Raw genomic sequence first — 18,356 nt, forward strand, 5'->3', positions numbered from 1 at the left:
CCCCCCGGGACGGGCGTCAGTGCGGGTAGGGGTGCCCCGACGACAGGCAGAGGGCACGGTAGAGCTGCTCGGCCAGCACGACCCGGGCGAGCTGGTGCGGCATCGTCAGCGGCCCGAGCGACACGCGCTCGTCGCACTCGGCGAGGAGCGCCGCGTCGAGGCCCGCCGCGCCGCCCACGACGAAGGCCACCGGACGGTCGCGCATGCGCCGCTCCAGCCACGCGGCGAACGCGTCGCTGGAGCCGGGCGGGCGCGCCGCCGGGTCGAGGGCGACCCGCGCCGCCCGCGGCAGCAGGCGAGCGCGCAGCCGCTCCGCCTCGGCGGCGCGGGCGCGCGCCTCGCCGCGCTGGATCGGCTCGGCGGCCACCTCGTCGACGCGCAGCCCCGCCATGCGGTCGACGCGCTCCTCGTAGAGCCGGCCGGCCGCGTCGAGGGGCGGCCGCAGACGGCCCACGCAGGCGATCTGGAGCCGGGGAGCGCGGCGGCCCAGCTCATCCCCTCCCCGCTCGCAGGGCCATCCCGATGCGCTCGAGCGCGGTCGGGTGGCTGCCGAACCACACCCGGACGGCGCGCGGCGGGTCGGGCACGCCGAGGCTGCGCTCGACGAGCCCCCGCTGCAGGCCGATGGCGGCGCCGGGGTCGCGCGTGACGGCCAGCGCGCCCCACTCGGCCTCGCGCTCGTAGGCGCGGCTCACCCAGTTGCCGAGCGGCGCGCTGAGCGTGCCGATCACCGTCGCCGTTGCCGCGGCCAGGGCCACCCGGCGCAGCACCAGGTCGCAGCCCGCCGGGCCGCGCCCGGGCGCGCCGAAGCCGGTCCGCCAGCCGACGACGGCGAACACCAGCAGGCAGCCGGGCACCGCCAGCGCGGCCCCCCAGGTGGAGCCCTTCAGCACGTGGCGGCGGGCCACGTGCGCCAGCTCGTGGGCCACCACCATGCGCACCTGGTCGCGCGGGAAGTCGCGCAGCAGCGTGTCGTAGAGGACGATGTGACGGCTGCCGCCGAGGCCCGAGACGTAGGCGTTCGCGGCGGTCGTGCGGGCGCTCGCGTCGTTGACCTTCACGTCGTCGGCCTCCACGCCCGAGCGGCGGGCCAGCTCGAGCACCTCGGCCGACAGCGCCGGGTCGCGGAGCGGCTCGGTGCGCTGGAAGATCGGCTCCAGCACCAGCGGCGACGCGACCGACATCGCGTAGACCAGGCCGGCGGCGGCCGCGGCGACCCACGCCCACCAGAGCCGCGGCACCCGGGCGACCAGCGCGGCGACGCCGGCGCCGAGGACGGCGGCGACGACGGCCTGCACGCCGAGCCCCTTGGCCAGGTCGAGCAGCCAGCCGCGCACCGGCTGGGTGACGATGCCGTACTCGCGTCCCCAGCCGTAGCGGGCCGCCGACAGCGGCAGGGCGACCACGATCGTGGCGGCGGCGAGGCCGGCGCCGAAGATCGCCCCGGCCCGCCACGGCCGCCCGCCCGCCGCCCGCACGACCCAGGGGCGCCAGCGGCGGCCGGTGGCGGCCGCCGCGACCGCGGTCGCGGCGCCCAGCGGCGCGCCGACGGCGGCCATCGTCCAGACCCCGCGCCGGTAGTCGCGGTTGCGCGCCAGCTCGGCCGGGTCGAACCAGTCCGTCAGCGGCGCGGGGTCGACGTCGGGGACGCCCGCGCTCCACAGGCGCCAGCGCAGCAGCGCGACAACGCCGCCCGCGCCCGCGGCCGCGACGGCGGCGAGCCCCGCGGCGCGCCGGGCCGGGCCGCCGGCCGGCCGGAGGGTGGGCCTGCGCCGTCGCCGCACGCGGCTATCGTAGCCGCTCAGGTCCGCACGCCCCGGGACGCCGCCACGCCACCGATCGCGATCATCAGCGACATCCACGGCAACCGCCAGGCCCTCGACGCCACGCTGCGCGCGGCCCGCGAGGCGGGCGCCGCGACGTGCTGGTGCGTCGGCGACGTGGTCGGCTACGGCGCCGACCCGGGGTACTGCCTGCGCACGGTCGGCGAGCGGGCCGAGCGCTGCCTGGCCGGCAACCACGACCTGGGCGTCACGGGCGACGTGCCGCTCGAGGTGTTCTCCGACCTGGCGTCGGCCGCCGTGCTGTGGACCCGCGAGGTCCTGCGCCCGTCCGAGGTCGCCGCCCTGCGCCGGCTCGTGCCGGCGGAGCACGACCACGAGGTGCCGATGTTCCACGGCAGCCCCCGTGACCCGGTGTGGGAGTACGTGTTGGGCCCCGACCAGGCACGCGACGCGCTCGAGGACCGCCGCGTGCCGCTGACCTTCGTCGGGCACACGCACGTGCCGGCCGCCTGGCGGCTGACCCCCGACGGCGCGTTGGAGACCGCCACCGTCTCGGCCGGCGCGGTGCTGGAGCTGACGCCCGGGCGCTGGCTGGTGAACCCCGGCTCGGTGGGGCAGCCGCGCGACCGCGACGCGCGGGCGGCCTGGGCGCTCTACGACCCCGACGCCGGCACGATCGGCTTCCGCCGCACCCCCTACGACGTGGCCGGCGCCCAGAACGCGATCCTCGAGGCCGGCCTGCCGTCGCTGCTGGCGCACCGCCTCGCCGAGGGACGGTGAGCCGGCCGGCCGCCTACCTCGACCACGCCGCCGCCTCGCCCCTCGACGAGCGGGTGCGCGCCGCGATGCTGCCGTTCCTGGGCGAGGAGTTCGGGAGCCCCTCGAGCCTGCACGAGGCGGGCCGGGGGCCGGCCGAGGCGATCGAGCGGGCCCGCGAGGAGGTCGCCGCCCTGGCCGGCTGCGAGCCCGGGTGGGTCGTGTTCACCTCGGGCGCCACCGAGGCGCGGGCCCTGGCGGTGGCCGGCCTGCTGCGCGCCAACCGCGCGCTCGGGGACCGCATCGCGCTGACGGCGGTCGAGCACCCGGCCACGCTGGCCGCCTGCCGGGCCGCCGAGCGCGACGGCGCCGCCCTCGACCGCATCCCGGTGGACGGCCTGGGCGCCGTCGCGGCGGCGGACGTCGCGGCGGTGGTGGGCGACGACACCGCGCTCGTCTGCCTCGTGCACGGGCAGCCGGACATCGGCACCCTGCAGGAGCTGCCGCCGCTGATCGCGGCCGCGCGGGCTGCCCGCGCCGAGGCGCGGGTGGTGGTCGACGCCGGCGAGACGGCGGGCCTGGTGCCGCTCGACGCCGCCGCGCTCGGCGCCGACGCGCTCGTGCTGGGCGGCGGGCCGGTCGGCGCGCCGCCCTGGACCGGGGCCCTGCTGGTGCGGCCCGGCGCGCGCTTGCACCCGCTGATCGGCGGCGGCGCCCAGGAGGGCGGCAAGCGGGCCGGCGCGCAGGACGTGCCCGGCATCGTGGCGCTGGGGACGGCGGCGCGGATCGCGCGCGAGGAGATGGCCGCGCGCGCGGCCCGCTGCGCCGCGCTGGCGGAGCGCCTCACGCGCGGGCTGCTGGCGGTGCCCGGCGTGCGCCTCAACGGCCACCCCGACCGGCGCATCCCCGGCCACGTCCAGGTCTCGGCGGGCTGGGTCGACGGCGAGGCGCTGACGCTGGCCCTGGCCACTCGCGGGGTCGCGGCCTCGCCGGGGTCGGCCTGCAGCGCCGCCGGCAAGGCCGCCCCGGCGCTCGAGGCGATCGGCCTCGAGCCGCCGTGGACCCACTCGGCGGTGCTCTTCACCCTGCGCGCGACGACGACCGAGCAGGAGGTCGACCGGGCGGTGGCCGCCTTCGCCGACGCGGTGGCCGCCCTGCGCGCGATGAGCCCGGTGGCGCCGTCGTGAGCGCCCGGGTGGTGGACGCGCTCGGCACCTGGTGCCCGGTGCCGATCGAGCTGGTGGCCAGGGCCGCCGGGCGGGCGGCCCCGGGCGAGGTGATCGAGCTGCTGGCCGACGACCCCCTGATCGCGGTCGACCTGCCCGCCTGGTGCCACTCCTCGGGCAACGACCTGCTGGAGCTGCGCCGCGACGGCGAGGGCTGGCTGGGCCGCGTGGCGGTGCGGCGATCGTGAGCCGCCGCGCGGGCCGGGCCGCGGCGGCGGCGGCCGCTGCGTGCCTGCTCGCCGCCGGGTGCGGCGGCGACGGCGACGCGGCGCCGCCCGGCGACGCCGCGACGGCCCCCGCCACCACGGCCGCCGCGACCGCGCCGGCGGTCCCGCGCCCGGCCGGCTTCCCGGACGGCGGCGAGCGCTTCCTGCTGGCGCGCCTCGAGCCGCGGCTCGCGCGCCTCTGCGGCCGGGCCCCGGCGGCCTCGCGCTCGGCCGGCGCCGTCGCCGCCCTCGCCTGCCGCAGCGCGGGCGAGCTGGGCGCCGCCGCCCGCTTCGAGCTCTTCCCCGCCCGTGCCGCGCTGGTCGCGGCCTACGGGCGCCTGCGCGCGGCGAACGGCGTGCCGGTGGCGAGCGGCCAGTGCGTGCCCGCGGGCGGCGGGGGCCGCGTGCCGGCCGACGGGCCCTGGGGGTTCGGCTCCGGCCGCGACGAGGGGCGCGTGATGTGCTTCCGCGCCGGCGGCGTCGTGCGCGTCGTGACCACCGTCGAGCGCATCCGCACCCTGGCCTGGACCGCCGCGCCCCGCTTCGGCGACGCGGTGCGCTTCTGGCGCGGACCGGGCATCCCCTCCCTGCGGCCGCCCGGGTAGCCCCGGGCGCGCGCGGGTATGCCCTCCGGCGAGGCCCACACAGGGGGACAGCAGTGATCGCGATCGTCACCGGATCGGACTCCGGCATCGGGCGGGCCGCGGCCGCGGTGCTCGCGGGCCGCGGCTACGACGTCGGGGTGACCTGGCACGAGGACGAGGCGGGGGCCCGGGGCACGGCCGACGAGGTGCGGGCGGCCGGGCGGCGGGCCGAGGTGCGCAGGCTCGACCTGAGCCGGGCCGACGGCGCCGCCGCGGTCATCGACGAGCTCGCCGGTGCGCTCGGCGGCCTGGACGCGTTCGTGGCGAACGCGGGCACGGGGGCGAGCACGCCGTTCCTCGAGACCGACCTCGGGACGTGGCGCCACGTGCTGGAGGTCGACCTGACCGGCGCCTTCGTCTGCTGCCAGGCCGCCGCCCGCCGCATGGTGGCCGCGGGCACGCCGGGGCGCATCGTGGCCGTCACCTCGGTGCACGAGCACATCCCGCTGCCCGGGTCGTCGGCCTACTGCGCGGCGAAGGGCGGGCTGGGCCTGCTGGTGAAGACGATGGCGCTCGAGCTCGCCGAGCACGGCATCACCGTCAACGCCGTCGCGCCGGGCGAGATCGCCACGCCCATGACCGGCAACGAGGACGTCGACCCGCACGCGATCGAGCGGCCCGCGATCCCCGCCGGGCGCCCCGGCGACGCGCGCGAGGTCGGCGAGCTGATCGCCCACCTGCTCGCGCCGGCGTCGCGCTACACGACCGGCGCGTCGTTCGTGATCGACGGCGGGCTCACCCTCATGGCCGCCGTGCAGGACGCGTGAGCGGGCCGGCCACCGGGACGGGCGGCTGAGCGGCCGTGCGCAGGACGAAGATCCTCGCCACCCTCGGCCCGGCCTGCGACCCGCCGGGGGTGGTCCCGGCGATGGTGCACGCCGGCGTGGACGGGTTCCGCATCAACCTCTCCCACGGCGAGCCCGACGAGTGGACGGCGCGCGCCCGGGCGGTGCGGGCCGCCCAGGCGGCGGCCGGCAGGCCGCTCGCCCTGCTGTGCGACCTGCAGGGCCCGAAGATCCGCCTGGCCGCCGACACGCCCGCCGGCGAGCGCATCGACGAGGGCGAGGTGGTGCGCTTCGTGGCGGGCACGCGCACGCCGCCGGACGCGCTGGCGGTCGTCTGGGACGACCTCGTGGCGGCGGCGACGCCGGGGGTGTCGGAGCTGGTGATCGGCGACGGCACCCCGCGCTTCTCGGTCGAGGGCATCGCCCGCGAGGCGGGCGCAGCCGAGCAGCTGGTGGCCCGCTGCACGCGGCCGGGGGCCGTCGGCCCGCGCAAGGGCGCCACGCTGACGCACGCCGCCTCGGGCGCCCGCGCGATCACCGACAAGGACCGCGCCGACATCGCGGTGCTCCCGGAGCTGGCGCCGGACTTCGTGGCCCTGTCGTTCGTGCGCCACCACGAGGACGTCCGCGAGCTGCGCGAGCTGCTGCGCGAGGCCGGGCTCCCGGGCGCCCGGATCGTGGCCAAGATCGAGAAGGCCGAGGCGGTCGACGACCTCGCCGCGATCATCGACGCCGCCGACGCGGTCATGGTCGCGCGCGGCGACCTCGGCATCGAGCTCGGGCTCGCCGAGGTGCCGCTCGTGCAGAAGCGGATCGTCGCCATGGCCCGCGAGGAGGGCAAGCTCTGCATCACCGCCACGCAGATGCTCGAGTCGATGACGGCAGCGCCCGAGCCGACCCGCGCCGAGGTGGCCGACGTCGCCAACGCCGTGCTCGACGGCACGTCGGCGGTGATGCTCTCGGGCGAGACCGCCCAGGGCGCCTTCCCGGTCGAGACCGTCCGCCAGATGGCCCAGATCTGCCTTTCGGCGGAGCGGGCGGCGCGCGCCGGGCGGGTGGGGGCGGCGAACCTGACCGAGACCGAGTCGGTGATGAAGGCCGCCGCGAGCCTCGCCGACGAGCTCGGCGCCGCGGCGCTCTGCGTGCCCACCGAGACGGGCGGCGCCGCGCGCGCCGTGGCGCGCCAGCGGCCGCTGGCGCCGATCGTGGCCCTGTGCCACCGCGCCGAGGTGGCCTGCCAGATGGCCCTCGAGTGGGGCGTGCTGCCGGTGCACTTCCCGGCGAAGCCCGACATCGACCCGATGCTGCGCGAGGCCATCGCCACCTGCGCCCGCCTGCTCGACCTGCGCCCGGGCGACCCCCTGGTGGTGACCTACGGCCCGGTCTCGGCCCGCCCGGGCGCCACCAGCCTCATCGCCCTCCGCCACGTGGAGGGCGACGGCGGGGACTGAGCGCCGCGCGGCGCTCCTCCGTTCGACGAGCCCGCGCCGGGCACGCCATCCCGGGGGCGCCCTTCATCCGCGGATCGAGTGGATCGAGCCGGACGGAGCCCCCGGCGTCGGCGACCTGTCGCCCGGCTCCGGCGTCCACCGCGGCAGCGATGACGGGCTGACGCGCATGTTCGGGCGGCGACCGTCGATGGGAGACGACTTCGGGGTGCACGCGGAGACGTACCCCGGCCGGGCGCCGTTCGCCCCCCCGCGGCCCCCTCAGGCGTCGCGGATCTGGCCCGGGTAGAAGCCGTGCCGCGCGAGCGGCTCGACGATCTCCCGCTCCTCGTAGGAGAGGTGCGACAGCAGCGCGTCGGTCAGCAGGTCGATCGCCGACTGGATGCGGCTGAAGTCGCCCGGGTCGCCCATGTGGTGCACGAGCGCCGCGTCCACGGCCTGGATGGCGTCGTGGATGACGTGGTGCTCGTCGGCCAACCGGTCGATGACGGGCGCGAGGCCCGGCTCGCTGCGCACCAGGTGGGGGAAGATCGCGTCGTCCTCCAGGCCGTGGTGCTGCGCGACGACGCCGCAGTAGCGCGCGCAGAAGGCCCCGAGCGTCCAGTCGTTCTGGCGCAGCGCCATCTCGTTGAGGGCCGAGCGCGCCTCGCCGGCGCCCACGGCGCCCTCGCGCACCTGGCGCAGGATGTCGCGCAGCTCGTCGAGCTCGCGCCTGAGGGTGTCGTGGACGTCGATCAGGTGCTGCCCCACCAGCCGCCCCCGGCGGGTGTACCGGACGTCCGGCGGCGACGGCTCGCGGCGGGGCCGCGTCGACTCGTCCCACGGCGCGACCGAGCCCACCCGGGTGCCGTCGTCGGGCGTCGGCGTGACGCCGAGCCGCTCGTACTCGCCGCCCGGGCCCGGGGACGGCGCGCCCCGGCCGGTTGCCGATCGCGTGGGCGCCGGGGCGCCGTCGCCCTCGCGCGCGTCCCCCGCGCCGCCGCCGGCGCGCCCCTCCGCCACGAGCTCCCGCACCGCCGGCGCCACCTCGCCGGCCAGTCGCCGCACCGCGCCCTCGTCGTCGGCCATGAGGATGAAGGTGCCGACGCCGTCCTCGAGCGCCATGCGGGCCAGGTCCTCCGGCGTCGCGTCCGGGCCCACGTTCAGCAGGCGCCGGATCGCCGCCGGGTCGCGGCCTGCCGCGACCGCCGCCCGGTCGATGCGGGCGTTGCCGGCCGCCAGGTCGCCGGGCTGCATGTACGGCAGGCTCGGCAGCCAGCCGTCGGCCGCGCGGCCGACGAGCTCCAGCATGCGCGGCTTGTACGCACCCAGCCAGATGCCCACGTCGTGCACGGGCGCCGGCCCGCGGGCGGCACCGTCCAGCCGGTAGTGCGCGCCCTCCACGCGCGCGCCCCGCCGCTCGCCCGTGTCCCAGAGGGCGCGGATCACCCGGATCGCCTCCTCGAGCGCATCGACCGACTCGCCGGGGCGCCGGCGCGGCCCGCCCATCGCCGCGATCGCGTCCCAGAACGCGCCCGCGCCCAGGCCGAGCTCCGCCCGGCCGCCCGACAGGATGTCGAGGCTCGCCACCGCGCGCGCCACCACCGCCGGCGGGCGCAGCGGCAGGTTGAGCACGTTCGCGCTCAGGCGCACCCGCTCGGTGCGCGCGGCGGCGAACGACAGCAGCGTCCAGGTGTCGAGGAAGCGCGACTGGTACGGATGGTCCTGGAAGGTGACCAGGTCGAGGCCCACCGCGTCGGCGAGCTCCGCCAGCGCGACCACCCGCGCGGCGTCCGCCGCCGACGGCGTCACGAAGACGCCGAACTCGATCCCGTGCCCGTAGTCGCCCATGGCCGTCACCCTAGCAGGTCATTGCGGGATCAAGCATCATCCGGTCCGCTCGTCCACGAGGAGCGCCGCGGCGACGGCCGGACGGGTCGGCGCGCGCTCCACCCTCGTGATGCTGGGCCGGCTCGCCCGGGTGGTGCGGTACGCGGTCCGGGAGCAGGGCTCCGGCCCGCTGCCGCCGGCCGCGGGCACGCTCCTGGCCGCCGACCGCCTGGGCGAGGACCGGGGCGTCGTGGACGGCCTCACATCGCGGTCGGCACGCTCACCACGACGGGCGTCGCCGACCCCGACCCCGACGCTCGCGGGCGGCCGGCCGAGGATCGTCACCATCGCCGGCCGGCCGCTCGGCATCGGGGTGGTCGTCGAGCTCGTGCGCCGGCCCGCCGTCTCGGCGAATCGCCCCGCGGAGGCGCCCGCCGCGCCGGCCAGCAGCGCGGTGAGCGCCGCCGCCGCCACGCCGCGGAGCCGGCGCGTGATCCGCGCGCCGCGCGCACCCGTCGTCGTTCTCGTCATCGCCGCCTCTCCCCGGTCGCGACGTCCTCTGAGGTGGATCCGTTCCACCGCACGGGCGCCGCGGCGCGGAACTGGACGAAGGGCGGGTGCGCTCGCGCCCGCGTGCGCATCGGCGGCGCGTTCGCAAGCGAGAGGCGCCACGGCCGCGGGCGCCGCCCGGAGACGGGCTGCCCGTGGTCCTGCGCGTCGGCCCCGGGCTGCTCGGCGGCGCCGTCGCGATCGAGCAGGGCCCAGCGCTCGTCCCGCGCGGGGCCCTCGAGCCACTCGCGCTCGCTCGGCTCCAGCACCTCAAGCGCCTCAGCCCCCCGTGTGTCGCCCACGCCGCTCGCGAACCAGCCTGGCCGTCCCCGCTCACCGCGCTGACGGACCAGGGCGTCGGGGTCGCCGGCCTCCCCATGCTCCAGCCGCCGGCCCCGCTCCGCGACGGCCGCCTCCCGGGCGGCGATCGGCTCGACGTCCCTCGGGCCGGGGCGATGAGGGCGCCTCGACGGCATCGGACCAGCCGAGTCCGGCCGCGCCGCGTCCTCGTCGGCGAGGGGGCGTGCCCTCCCGTGCCGGAAGGGGCTGCGCAACAACGTCGGCGAGGTGCTCCGTCAGGCCGAGGCAGGCGAGGAGTTCACCGTCACCGCCTCCGGCCCTCCGGTGGCGCGCCTGGGACCCGCCCACCCGCGCCAGTGGGTGGCAGGCCCGGCCCTCGCCCGCATATGGGACACGCCGGCGCCCGAGCGCCTGGCCGAGGATCTGGCCGCATTCCCGGGGGCTCTGAGCGATCCCTTCCGAGCGATGCGGGCGCTCCTCGACACCTCGGTGTCATCGGTCGCGGGCCCGCGCGAGATCGAGGGCGCCATCAGCGCGGCGTCGCTCGCTGAGCTGTGCTTCGGCGTGCTCGTCGCCTCTGGCGAGGGCGAGCGTGCGCGACGGGTCCGTCGCCTCGGCGTGATCGAGGCGACCTTCGACCCCCCGCCGCTCGACGCCGAGGTCTGCCCCGAATGGGGGCGCCCGTCGGCAGCCGTCGCGAGCCGCGGCGGCAGGCCTCGCCGTCGGCCCATCGATCTGGCGATCGCCGCCACGGCCGACGTCCACCGGGGCCCCCGTCACCCTCGACCGCAGTGACGTTCGCATCATCGAGGACCTCGTCGAGCTGCTCGACGTCTGACGCGCTCGTCGGCATGTCCACGCCAATCGCGTAGACGCATGTTCCTACTCGATTGGCGTGGACATGGACCGAAGAGCAGCGTCTCGACCTGCTGAGCGACGTCCCGCCGCTCAGCTCCCCTTCAGATGCCTTCGAAGCAACCGGGCGCGACGCCCAGACGCGATCCGGTATGCGCGTAGGTCATCCCGTCGGCCGACGGCCCGCACGATGAGGACGACGACCCGCCCGTCGTGAGGGCGGTTCTCATAGACGAGGCGGAAGCGGGGCTTACGGTGCCACCCTTCCTCGTCAAAGCGGATCTTGCGCGCACCCTCGAGGCTCTCCGTGCCGCCGCGGGCATACATCTCCTGACCGAGGTGTGCGCCCCCCCGCAGCGCGACCAGGATCTTCGCCGCCGCGCGCCTGACCTCCTGATCGGCGATGGCGTTGATGTCGTCGATGACCTCCTGCGGGACGAGGACGCGGTGCGCCACGCGGGCTATTGCCCCGAATCGAGGAGATCGCCGAAGCCGAGCTTCGTGACGGCCTCCTCCACATCGAGCAGGTCGTCGCCCATCCTCCGCTTCCGTTCGACCAGGAAGGCGAACATCTCGAGATTCTCGACCTCATCCTCGAGTTCCGCGATGCGGCGGCTCATCGCCTCCTCGCGCTCGATCGCGGCCTGGGCATCGACGGAGGGAACGATCCACGCCGTGCCTCGGTTGTAGCGACCCACCTCGATGGCCCTCTCTGCGAGCGACCGAGACGGCTTCGTCGTCGCCTCGAACTCGCGGACGATCGCCCCCAGCTCGGCGCGCGCGGCGGCCGACGGCAAAGCGCGAGCGGCGCGCGTCCTCAAGCCCCGTGCCATCTCAATCCTCCATGTTGGACAACTTCCTGTCCAAGATACCGCTCCGTTCGGAGCAGCACGTGGGACTTCGTTCACCCGGCACGGTGTGTCCACGCCAGTCGAGTAGGAACGCATGTTCGTATAGGCTGTCGCGCATGGGACGGCCCGCGCCCTCGGGGGGCGAGGAGCAGATCCGCTGGCGGCTCGCCGGCGACGACGGCGACCGGCCGGCGCTGCTCGAGCACGCCGAGCGGCACACCGGGCGGGGCGAGCTCGCCGGCCTGGAGCTGCTGCACGTGCGGGCGCGGACGATCATCAACCGCGTCCCCCCGGCGTCGCAGATGCCGTTCCGGTGGACGATCAACGCCTACCGGGGATGCAGCCACGCGTGCGTCTACTGCTTCGCGCGGCCGACGCACGAGTTCCTCGGCTTCGGCGTCGGCGAGGACTTCGAGCGCCGCATCGTGGTCAAGGTGAACGCGGTCGAGCGGCTGCGCTCGGAGTTGCGCGCGGCCCGCTGGGCGGGCGAGCCGATCGCGATGGGGACCAACACGGACCCCTACCAGCCGGTCGAGGGTCGCTACCGGCTCACCCGCGGCATCGTGGAGGAGCTCGCCGCGGCGCGGAACCCGTTCTCCATCCTGACCAAGTCGACGCTCATCACCCGCGACATCGACGTGCTCGCCGAGGCGGCCCGGCACGTCGAGGTGCAGACCGGCTTCTCGATCGGCACGCTCGACGAGGCCGCCTGGCGCGCGACGGAGCCGCACACGCCCAACCCGCGGCGCCGGGTGGAGGCGCTGGCCCGCCTGCGCGAGGCCGGCATCCCCTGCGGCGCCTTCATCGCGCCGGTCATCCCGGGCATCTCCGACTCCGACGAGCAGCTCGAGGAGACGGTGGCCGCGGTCGTGGCGGCCGGCGCGACGTGGGTCACCCCCATCCTGCTCTACCTGCGGCCGGGGTTCCGCGACCACTACATGGGCTGGCTGCGGCGGGCGCGCCCCGACCTCGTGGAGGCCGCCGAGCGGCGCTACCGGCGTGCCTACGCTCCGGCCGACGAGCGGGCCGCGCTCGCCGGGCGCGTGCGCGCGATGGTGCGGGCCCACGGCGGCCCGGCGCCGGGCGATCCGGGTCCGCGGCGGCCGTTCGAGCGCCGGCCGGCGCGGCCCGTGACGGCCGCGCCCGCCGACGCCCAGCTGCGGCTGGTCTGACGGTCCCGCGCGCCGCCGGCGCGCGGGACCGCGCTCAGCGGCGGCGCTTCATCCGCACCGCCTCGCGGACCATCCGCGCGCCGGCCCGGCCGTGGCGCCGGCGGGCGCGCTCGTCGCCGCGCCGCTCCAGCGCCTCGAGCTCGCGGGTGAGGTCGCGGTAGCTCGCGAGGCGGTCCTCGGCGAGCCGTCCCTCGTCCACCGCCGCACGCACGGCGCAGCCCGGCTCGGAGCGGTGCGTGCAGTCGGCGAAGCGGCAGCCGCCCGCGAGCTCCTCGACGTCGCCGAAGGTGACCGCCACGCCGGCGCCCCCGTCCCCCTCGCTCCACAGCCCCAGCTCGCGCACGCCCGGCGTGTCGATGACCGCCCCGCCGCCGGGCAGCGGCAGCAGGTGGCGGGCGGTGGTGGTGTGGCGGCCCTTCGCGTCGCCCCGGCGCACGCCGCCGGTCGCCAGCTCGTCGCGGCCGAGCAGCGCGTTGACGAGGCTCGACTTGCCGGCGCCCGACTCGCCCAGCAGCACCAGCGTGCGCGACGGGCGCGCGAGCGCGGCCAGCGCGTCGATCCCCTCCCCCGTCCGCGCGCTGACCGGCAGCAGCGGCGCGCCGAGCGCGCCGATCACGGCCTCGGCCTCGGGGTCCGGGCCGAGGTCGGCCTTGGCGATCGCCACGACCGGCCGCGCGCCCGCCTCCCAGGCCAGCGCCAACGCGCGGTGCAGCCGGCGCACGCGCAGCGGCCGGTCGAGCGCGTGGACGGCGACGAGCACGTCGACGTTGGCGGCCATCACCTGCGCGGCGTCGGCGCGCCCCGCGGCGCGGCGGACGATGCGGGTGCGCCGCTCCAGGACCGCCGCCACGCGGCCGTCGCGCAGCGCCAGCCAGTCGCCGGCCGCCAGGCCGGGCGCGGCGACCGGCACGGCGCCGCCGGCGGTCAGGGCCAGGCCGCCGCCGCGGTCGACGCGCGCCACCCGCCCGGGCGCGAGCGCGTCGTCGTCCAGCGCCGCCAGCTCGGCGGCGCGTCCCTCATCCCATCCGAGCGGCGCCAGCGCCGCCCACGTGCTGCTGCTCACTGCGGGGCTCCCTCGGTGAGGGGCGCCCCGCGCGGATGGCCCTCAGCCGCGCGAGCGGCGGAGGGGCCGGGCGGGGGCGCCCACGGCGGACATGCGATCCCGGGACGGCGTCGTCGCCGTCCGGGGGGTCGTCACGATGTCCATGCGCGTGGCCCTCCTCCGCTCGCCCGATCCGGGCGGGCGCGAGGATACCCCGGGCGCGCGCCGGCGGGCAAGGGGGCGCGCGACGGCGCCGGCGCCGAGCCGGGGGCGACGAGGAGCGGCGCGCCGTCCGCGCCGCGAGGCCGGGCAGCGCCCGCGCCGGCCCGGCGAGCGCTCGGACGGCGCCGGCCGGCCGCTAGAGCAGCGGCGTCCCCGTCATCTGCGGCGACGGGTCCCAGCCCATCAGCCCGCAGAGCGTCGGCGCCACGTCGCCGAGCGCGCCGCCCTCGCGCAGCGGCAGGCCCGGGCGGTCGATCCAGAGCGGCACCGGGTTGCTCGTGTGCGCCGTGTTGGGGCTGCCGTCGGGCTCGATCATGACCTCGGAGTTGCCGTGGTCGGCCGTCACGCACAGCAGCCCGCCGGCCGCCCGGACGGCCTCGCGCACGGCGCCCATGCAGGCGTCGATCGTCTCGATGCCGCGCACGGCCGCCTGCACCACGCCGGTGTGGCCCACCATGTCGGCGTTCGCGAAGTTGACCACCAGCAGCTCGTCGGTGCCCTCGGCCAGGCCCTGCACCACGGCGTCGCGGACGCCCTCGGCGCTCATCTCGGGGGCCTGGTCGTAGGTCGGCACGTGCTGCGGCGAGGGCACGAGCACCCGGCGCTCGCCCTCGAACGGCTCCTCGCGGCCGCCGTTGAAGAAGAACGTGACGTGCGCGTACTTCTCGGTCTCGGCCACGTGCAGCTGGCGCCGGCCGGCCGAGGAGACGGTCTCGGCGAGCCCCTGGCGCACGTCCTCCGACTCGAACAGCACGTCGGCGGTGAACTCGGCCTTGTAGCGGGTCATGGTCGTGACGACCGGCAGGGCCGGCGCGGGGCCGCGGTCGAACTGGTCGAAGCCCGGGACCGTGAACGCCTCGGTGAGCTGGCGGGCCCGGTCGGGGCGGAAGTTGACGTAGATCAGCGCGTCGCCGGTGCGCACCCGGCCCTCGCCGGCCGGCCCGATCACCGCGGGCTCGAGGAACTCGTCGGTGACGCCCATGTCGTAGGAGCGGCGCACCGCGGCGGCCGCGCTGCCGGCGTGCTCGCCCACGCCGTGGACCATGGCGTCGTACGCGCGGCGGGTGCGCTCCCAGCGCCGGTCGCGGTCCATCGCCCAGTAGCGCCCGCACACCGTGCCGACGCGGACGCCGGTCGCCTCGATCTCCTCGACCGCCGCCAGGCCCGAATCGGGGCGGGTGTCGCGGCCGTCGGTGAGCGCGTGCACGACGACCCGCTCGACGCCCTGCTCGCGCGCGATCCGGATGAGCGCCAGCATGTGCGCCTGGCTCGCGTGCACGCCGCCGCCGCCGACCAGGCCCACCAGGTGGAGGGTGGCGGCGCGCCCGCGCTCCATCGCCCGGCCCAGCACGGGGTTGCGGGCGAGCGAGCCGTCGGCGATCGCCTCGTCGACGCGCACCAGCATCTGCGGCACGCGCCGGCCGGCGCCGAGGTTGAGGTGGCCGACCTCCGAGTTGCCCATCTGCCCCTCCGGCAGGCCGACGGGCAGGCCGGAGGCGTTGATGCGGGTGCCCGAGCCCTCGGCCGCCAGCGCGTCGAGCACCGGCGTGCGGGCCAGGCTGACGGCGTTGCCGGGGCCGGCCGGCGCGATGCCGAAGCCGTCGATCACCACCAGCACGAGGGGCCCCCGCGGGGGCTGCGCCACGCTCACGCCGCCCGGGCGATCGCCGCGAACGCCTCGGCGTCGAGGCTGGCGCCGCCGACGAGCGCCCCGTCGATGTCGGGCTGGGCCATGAGGCCGGCCGCGTTGTCGGGGGTCACGCTCCCGCCGTAGAGCACCCGCAGGGCCGCCGGGTCGAGCGTCGCGGCGGCGACCGAGCGCACGTGCGCGCAGGCCTCCTGGGCGATCTCCGGCGTGGCCGTGCGGCCGGTGCCGATGGCCCAGATCGGCTCGTACGCGATCGACAGCACGCCGACCTCGTCGGCCCGCACCTGCGCGAGCGCCGCGCCCACCTGGCCGGTGAGCCAGCGCTCGGTCTCGCCCGCCTCGCGCTGCTCGAGCGACTCGCCGACGCAGACGACCACCTGCAGGCCGGCGTCGAGGGCGGCCCGCACGCGGGCGGCCACCTGGTCGTCGGTCTCGCCCGCCGCGCGCCGCTCGGAGTGGCCCACGAGGGTGCCGTCGGCGCCGGCGCCGACGATCATGCCCGCGGAGACCTCCCCGGTGTGGGCGCCCTTCTCGGCCTCGTGGACCGCCTGGGCCAGCACCCTGACGGCGCTGCCGGAGGCGGCCCGCGCGGTGGCCTCGAGCGCGGTGGCCGGAGGGCACACCGCCACGTCGCACGACAGCTCGCCGTCGCCGAGCAGGGCACGCAGGCGGGCGACGTACTCGCGCGCCTCGACGCCGGTCTTGTTCATCTTCCAGTTGCCCGCGACGAGCGGGCGCCGCGGCCCGCTCACGAGGCGCTCGGCAGGGCCGCGACGCCGGGCAGGGTCTTGCCCTCGAGCAGCTCGAGGGCGGCGCCGCCGCCGGTGGAGACGTGCGTCAGCCGGTCGGCCAGGCCGAGCTGGGCCACCGCGGCGCCGGAGTCGCCGCCGCCCGCCACCGTGGCGCCGGACGACGCGGCCATCGCCTCGGCGACCGCGCGGGTGCCCTCGGCGAAGGGCGGGATCTCGAACGCGCCCATCGGCCCGTTCCAGAACACCGTTCCGGCGCCCTCGATCGCCTCGCGGTAGGTGGCGGCGGTGCGCGGCCCGATGTCCACCCCCATCCAGCCGTCGGGGATGTCGTCGGTCGGGACCACCTCGAGCGCCGCGTCGGCGGCGAAGCGGTCGGCCACCAGCACGTCCACCGGCAGCTGCAGCGGGCAGTTGAGTCGCACGGCTCGCTCCATCAGGTCGTTGGCCATGGCCTGCCCCTCGGGACCCTCGTGCAGCGAGGCGCCCACCGCCTCGCCCTGGGCCGCGAGGAAGGTGAAGCACATGGCGCCGCCGACCAGGACGCGGTCGCAGCGCTCGAGCAGGTTCTCGATGAGGGGCAGCTTGTCGCTCACCTTCGACCCGCCGAGCACGGCCACGAACGGCGACCGCGGGCGGGTGAGGAGCCCCTCGAGCACCTCGACCTCGCGGGACAGCAGCAGCCCCGCGCGGGCCGGCAGCCGGCGGGCGACGCCCTCCGTGGAGGCGTGGGCGCGGTGGGCGGCGCCGAAGGCGTCGTTGACGTAGTGCGTGAAGCCGGCGGCCAGCGCGTCGGCGAAGGCCGGCTCGTTGCGCTCCTCCTCCGGGTGGAAGCGGAGGTTCTCCAGCATCACGAGCTCGCCCGGGGCGAGCGACTCCGCCCGCGCGCGCACCTCGTCGCCGACGCAGTCGGGCAGCAGCTCGACCGTGCGGCCCATCAGCTCGCCGAGCCGTTCGGCGCAGGGCCGCAGCGAGAGCTCCTCGACGCGCTGCCCCTTCGGGCGGCCGAGGTGCGAGCACACCGCCACGCCCGCGCCGGCCGCGAGCAGCCGCTCGAGGGTGGGGACCGACGCGCGGATGCGCGCGTCGTCGGTCACCCGGCCCCCGTCGAGCGGCGCGTTCAGGTCGGCCCGGACGAGCACGCGCGCGCCCGCCCAGTCGACCCCCGGGTCGTCGATGCCCAGCGGGCGCGCCACGCCGGCCTCAGCCGAGGACGCGCTCGGCCAGGTCCACGACCCGGCACGAGTAGCCCCACTCGTTGTCGTACCAGGAGATCACCTTGACCGTGGTGCCGTTGACCATCGTCAGGCTGCCGTCCACGAGCGACGAGCGCGGGTCGCCGACGATGTCGCGCGACACGATCGGGTCCTCCGTGTAGCCGAGGATGCCCTCGAGCGGCCCGGACTCGGCGGCGGCGCGGAAGGCGGCGTTGACCTCGTCGGCGGTGGTCGCGCGCCCGACCTCGACCGTCAGGTCCACGACCGAGCCGTCGGGCGTCGGCACGCGCAGGGCGATGCCGTCGAGCTTGCCCTTCATCGCCGGGATCACCTCGCCGATCGCCCGCGCGGCGCCGGTGGAGGTGGGGATGATCGACAGGGCGGCGGCGCGGGCGCGGCGCAGGTCCTTGTGCGGCGCGTCGAGCAGGCGCTGGTCGCCGGTGTAGGCGTGGCAGGTCGTCATGTAGCCGTGCTCCACGCCGAACTGGTCCATCAGCACCTTCGCGACCGGCGCGAGGCAGTTGGTGGTGCAGGAGGCGTTCGAGATGACGTGGTGCGCCTCGGGGTCGTACTCGTCGTCGTTGACGCCGATGCAGACCGTGACGTCGGGGCCCTTCGCGGGCGCGGAGATGATCACCTTCTTCACCCCGTCGCGCAGGTGCTTGGCCGCGCTGTCGCGGTCGGTGAAGAAGCCGGTGCTCTCGATGACGACGTCCACGCCGACGTCGCCCCACGGGATGCCGCCCGGGTCCCGCTCCGCGAAGACGCGGACCTCGGCGCCGTCCACGTGGATGTGGTCGTCGTGCGCGTGCACGTCGCCCGGGTAGCGGCCGAAGACCGAGTCGTAGTCGAGCAGGTGGCTGAGCGTGGCCGTGTCGGTGATGTCGTTGACCGCCACGACCTCGACGCCCGTCTCGCCGAGGGCCGCCGCCCGGAACACGTTCCGTCCGATGCGGCCGAACCCGTTGATGCCCACGCGTACGCTCATACGGCGCTGTCCTCCCGTTCTGAAAAGGGTCGCCAATCTACCAGTCCCCGTTCACGTACCCGCTCGGCCGCGCCGCCTCCCGGGGCCTGGCGGCGGCGCTCGCCG

The 18,356-nt window shown here is 77.3% G+C and carries 19 protein-coding genes; 8 read left to right on the forward strand and 11 right to left on the reverse strand.

All coding sequences use genetic code 11. The features are described 5' to 3' along the window. Positions 1–16: 16 nt before the first annotated feature. Both ITJ85_RS11045 and ITJ85_RS11050 read right to left on the reverse strand, forming a co-directional pair. Complete coding sequence (locus ITJ85_RS11045) at positions 17–490, reverse strand: 23S rRNA (pseudouridine(1915)-N(3))-methyltransferase RlmH (protein WP_343233017.1); 474 nt, start codon at positions 488–490, stop codon at positions 17–19. A 1-nt stretch (position 491) separates the two neighbouring features. Next, positions 492–1,784, reverse strand: a complete 1,293-nt coding sequence (locus ITJ85_RS11050; protein WP_217913161.1) for a M48 family metalloprotease — start codon at positions 1,782–1,784, stop codon at positions 492–494. Between the two features lie 63 nt (positions 1,785–1,847). On the opposite strand from ITJ85_RS11050, the gene ITJ85_RS11055 reads away from it, so the two are divergent. From ITJ85_RS11055 to pyk, 6 genes are read left to right on the forward strand one after another with little or no spacing between them, the layout of a single operon-like run. Then, positions 1,848–2,564, forward strand: a complete 717-nt coding sequence (locus ITJ85_RS11055) for a metallophosphoesterase family protein (protein ID WP_281412250.1) — start codon at positions 1,848–1,850, stop codon at positions 2,562–2,564. Further along, positions 2,561–3,727: a cysteine desulfurase family protein gene (locus ITJ85_RS11060; protein ID WP_217913162.1), complete on the forward strand. Its 1,167-nt coding sequence runs from the start codon at positions 2,561–2,563 to the stop codon at positions 3,725–3,727. Before ITJ85_RS11055 ends, ITJ85_RS11060 begins: the two co-directional genes overlap by 4 nt. Further along, complete coding sequence (locus tag ITJ85_RS11065; protein WP_217913163.1) at positions 3,724–3,954, forward strand: sulfurtransferase TusA family protein; 231 nt, start codon at positions 3,724–3,726, stop codon at positions 3,952–3,954. The genes ITJ85_RS11060 and ITJ85_RS11065 overlap by 4 nt, the downstream gene beginning before the upstream one ends. Beyond that, positions 3,951–4,577, forward strand: a complete 627-nt coding sequence (locus ITJ85_RS11070; RefSeq protein ID WP_217913164.1) for a hypothetical protein — start codon at positions 3,951–3,953, stop codon at positions 4,575–4,577. The genes ITJ85_RS11065 and ITJ85_RS11070 overlap by 4 nt, the downstream gene beginning before the upstream one ends. A 53-nt stretch (positions 4,578–4,630) precedes the next feature. Further along, entirely contained in the window at positions 4,631–5,383 is a 753-nt protein-coding gene (locus ITJ85_RS11075) for an SDR family oxidoreductase (protein ID WP_217913165.1), read from the forward strand. 35 nt (positions 5,384–5,418) lie between these two features. After that, positions 5,419–6,852, forward strand: a complete 1,434-nt coding sequence (gene pyk / locus ITJ85_RS11080; RefSeq protein ID WP_217913166.1) for a pyruvate kinase — start codon at positions 5,419–5,421, stop codon at positions 6,850–6,852. A gap of 258 nt (positions 6,853–7,110) precedes the next feature. Here the strand turns inward: pyk and ITJ85_RS11085 are convergent, their stop codons facing one another. Together ITJ85_RS11085 and ITJ85_RS11090 are read right to left on the reverse strand one after the other, a co-directional pair. After that, positions 7,111–8,679, reverse strand: a complete 1,569-nt coding sequence (locus tag ITJ85_RS11085; RefSeq protein WP_217913167.1) for an LLM class flavin-dependent oxidoreductase — start codon at positions 8,677–8,679, stop codon at positions 7,111–7,113. 506 nt (positions 8,680–9,185) lie between these two features. Further along, the gene (locus tag ITJ85_RS11090; protein WP_217913168.1) at positions 9,186–9,476 is read right to left on the reverse strand and encodes a hypothetical protein; all 291 of its coding nucleotides are present in this window, start codon (positions 9,474–9,476) and stop codon (positions 9,186–9,188) included. 277 nt (positions 9,477–9,753) lie between these two features. Between ITJ85_RS11090 and ITJ85_RS11095 the strand changes: the two genes are divergently transcribed. Beyond that, positions 9,754–10,302 (forward strand): type II toxin-antitoxin system prevent-host-death family antitoxin, encoded by a 549-nt coding sequence (locus ITJ85_RS11095; protein WP_281412251.1) that lies wholly within the window; start codon positions 9,754–9,756, stop codon positions 10,300–10,302. Positions 10,303–10,455: 153 nt separating this feature from the next. On the opposite strand, the gene ITJ85_RS11100 is transcribed toward ITJ85_RS11095, so the two are convergent. Together ITJ85_RS11100 and ITJ85_RS11105 are read right to left on the reverse strand one after the other, a co-directional pair. After that, on the reverse strand, positions 10,456–10,818 hold the full coding sequence (locus ITJ85_RS11100) for a hypothetical protein (RefSeq protein ID WP_217913170.1): 363 nt from the start codon (positions 10,816–10,818) through the stop codon (positions 10,456–10,458). Between the two features lie 5 nt (positions 10,819–10,823). Next, positions 10,824–11,195, reverse strand: a complete 372-nt coding sequence (locus ITJ85_RS11105; protein ID WP_217913171.1) for a hypothetical protein — start codon at positions 11,193–11,195, stop codon at positions 10,824–10,826. A 170-nt stretch (positions 11,196–11,365) separates the two neighbouring features. Here ITJ85_RS11105 and ITJ85_RS11110 point away from each other — a divergent pair, with 170 nt between their 5' ends. Continuing rightward, positions 11,366–12,385 carry a radical SAM protein gene (locus ITJ85_RS11110; RefSeq protein ID WP_425517115.1) on the forward strand — a complete coding sequence of 340 codons (1,020 nt, stop codon included), beginning with the start codon at positions 11,366–11,368 and terminating at the stop codon, positions 12,383–12,385. Positions 12,386–12,419: 34 nt separating this feature from the next. On the opposite strand, the gene rsgA is transcribed toward ITJ85_RS11110, so the two are convergent. The 5 genes from rsgA to gap all read right to left on the reverse strand — a co-directional run bounded on the left by rsgA (position 12,420) and on the right by gap (position 18,251). Continuing rightward, entirely contained in the window at positions 12,420–13,448 is a 1,029-nt protein-coding gene (gene rsgA / locus ITJ85_RS11115; protein ID WP_217913173.1) for a ribosome small subunit-dependent GTPase A, read from the reverse strand. A 337-nt stretch (positions 13,449–13,785) separates the two neighbouring features. Further along, positions 13,786–15,294: a 2,3-bisphosphoglycerate-independent phosphoglycerate mutase gene (gene gpmI / locus ITJ85_RS11120; protein WP_343233018.1), complete on the reverse strand. Its 1,509-nt coding sequence runs from the start codon at positions 15,292–15,294 to the stop codon at positions 13,786–13,788. Between the two features lie 2 nt (positions 15,295–15,296). Then, positions 15,297–16,049, reverse strand: coding sequence for a triose-phosphate isomerase (tpiA, locus tag ITJ85_RS11125; RefSeq protein WP_217913175.1), 753 nt, complete (start codon positions 16,047–16,049; stop codon positions 15,297–15,299). Then, positions 16,046–17,242, reverse strand: a complete 1,197-nt coding sequence (locus tag ITJ85_RS11130; RefSeq protein ID WP_246496243.1) for a phosphoglycerate kinase — start codon at positions 17,240–17,242, stop codon at positions 16,046–16,048. The genes tpiA and ITJ85_RS11130 overlap by 4 nt, the downstream gene beginning before the upstream one ends. 7 nt (positions 17,243–17,249) lie before the next feature. After that, on the reverse strand, positions 17,250–18,251 hold the full coding sequence (gap, locus tag ITJ85_RS11135; protein ID WP_217913176.1) for a type I glyceraldehyde-3-phosphate dehydrogenase: 1,002 nt from the start codon (positions 18,249–18,251) through the stop codon (positions 17,250–17,252). Positions 18,252–18,356: the final 105 nt, after the last annotated feature.

The organism is Miltoncostaea marina, assembly GCF_018141525.1.
GTDB classification, from domain to species: Bacteria; Actinomycetota; Thermoleophilia; order Miltoncostaeales; family Miltoncostaeaceae; genus Miltoncostaea; species Miltoncostaea marina.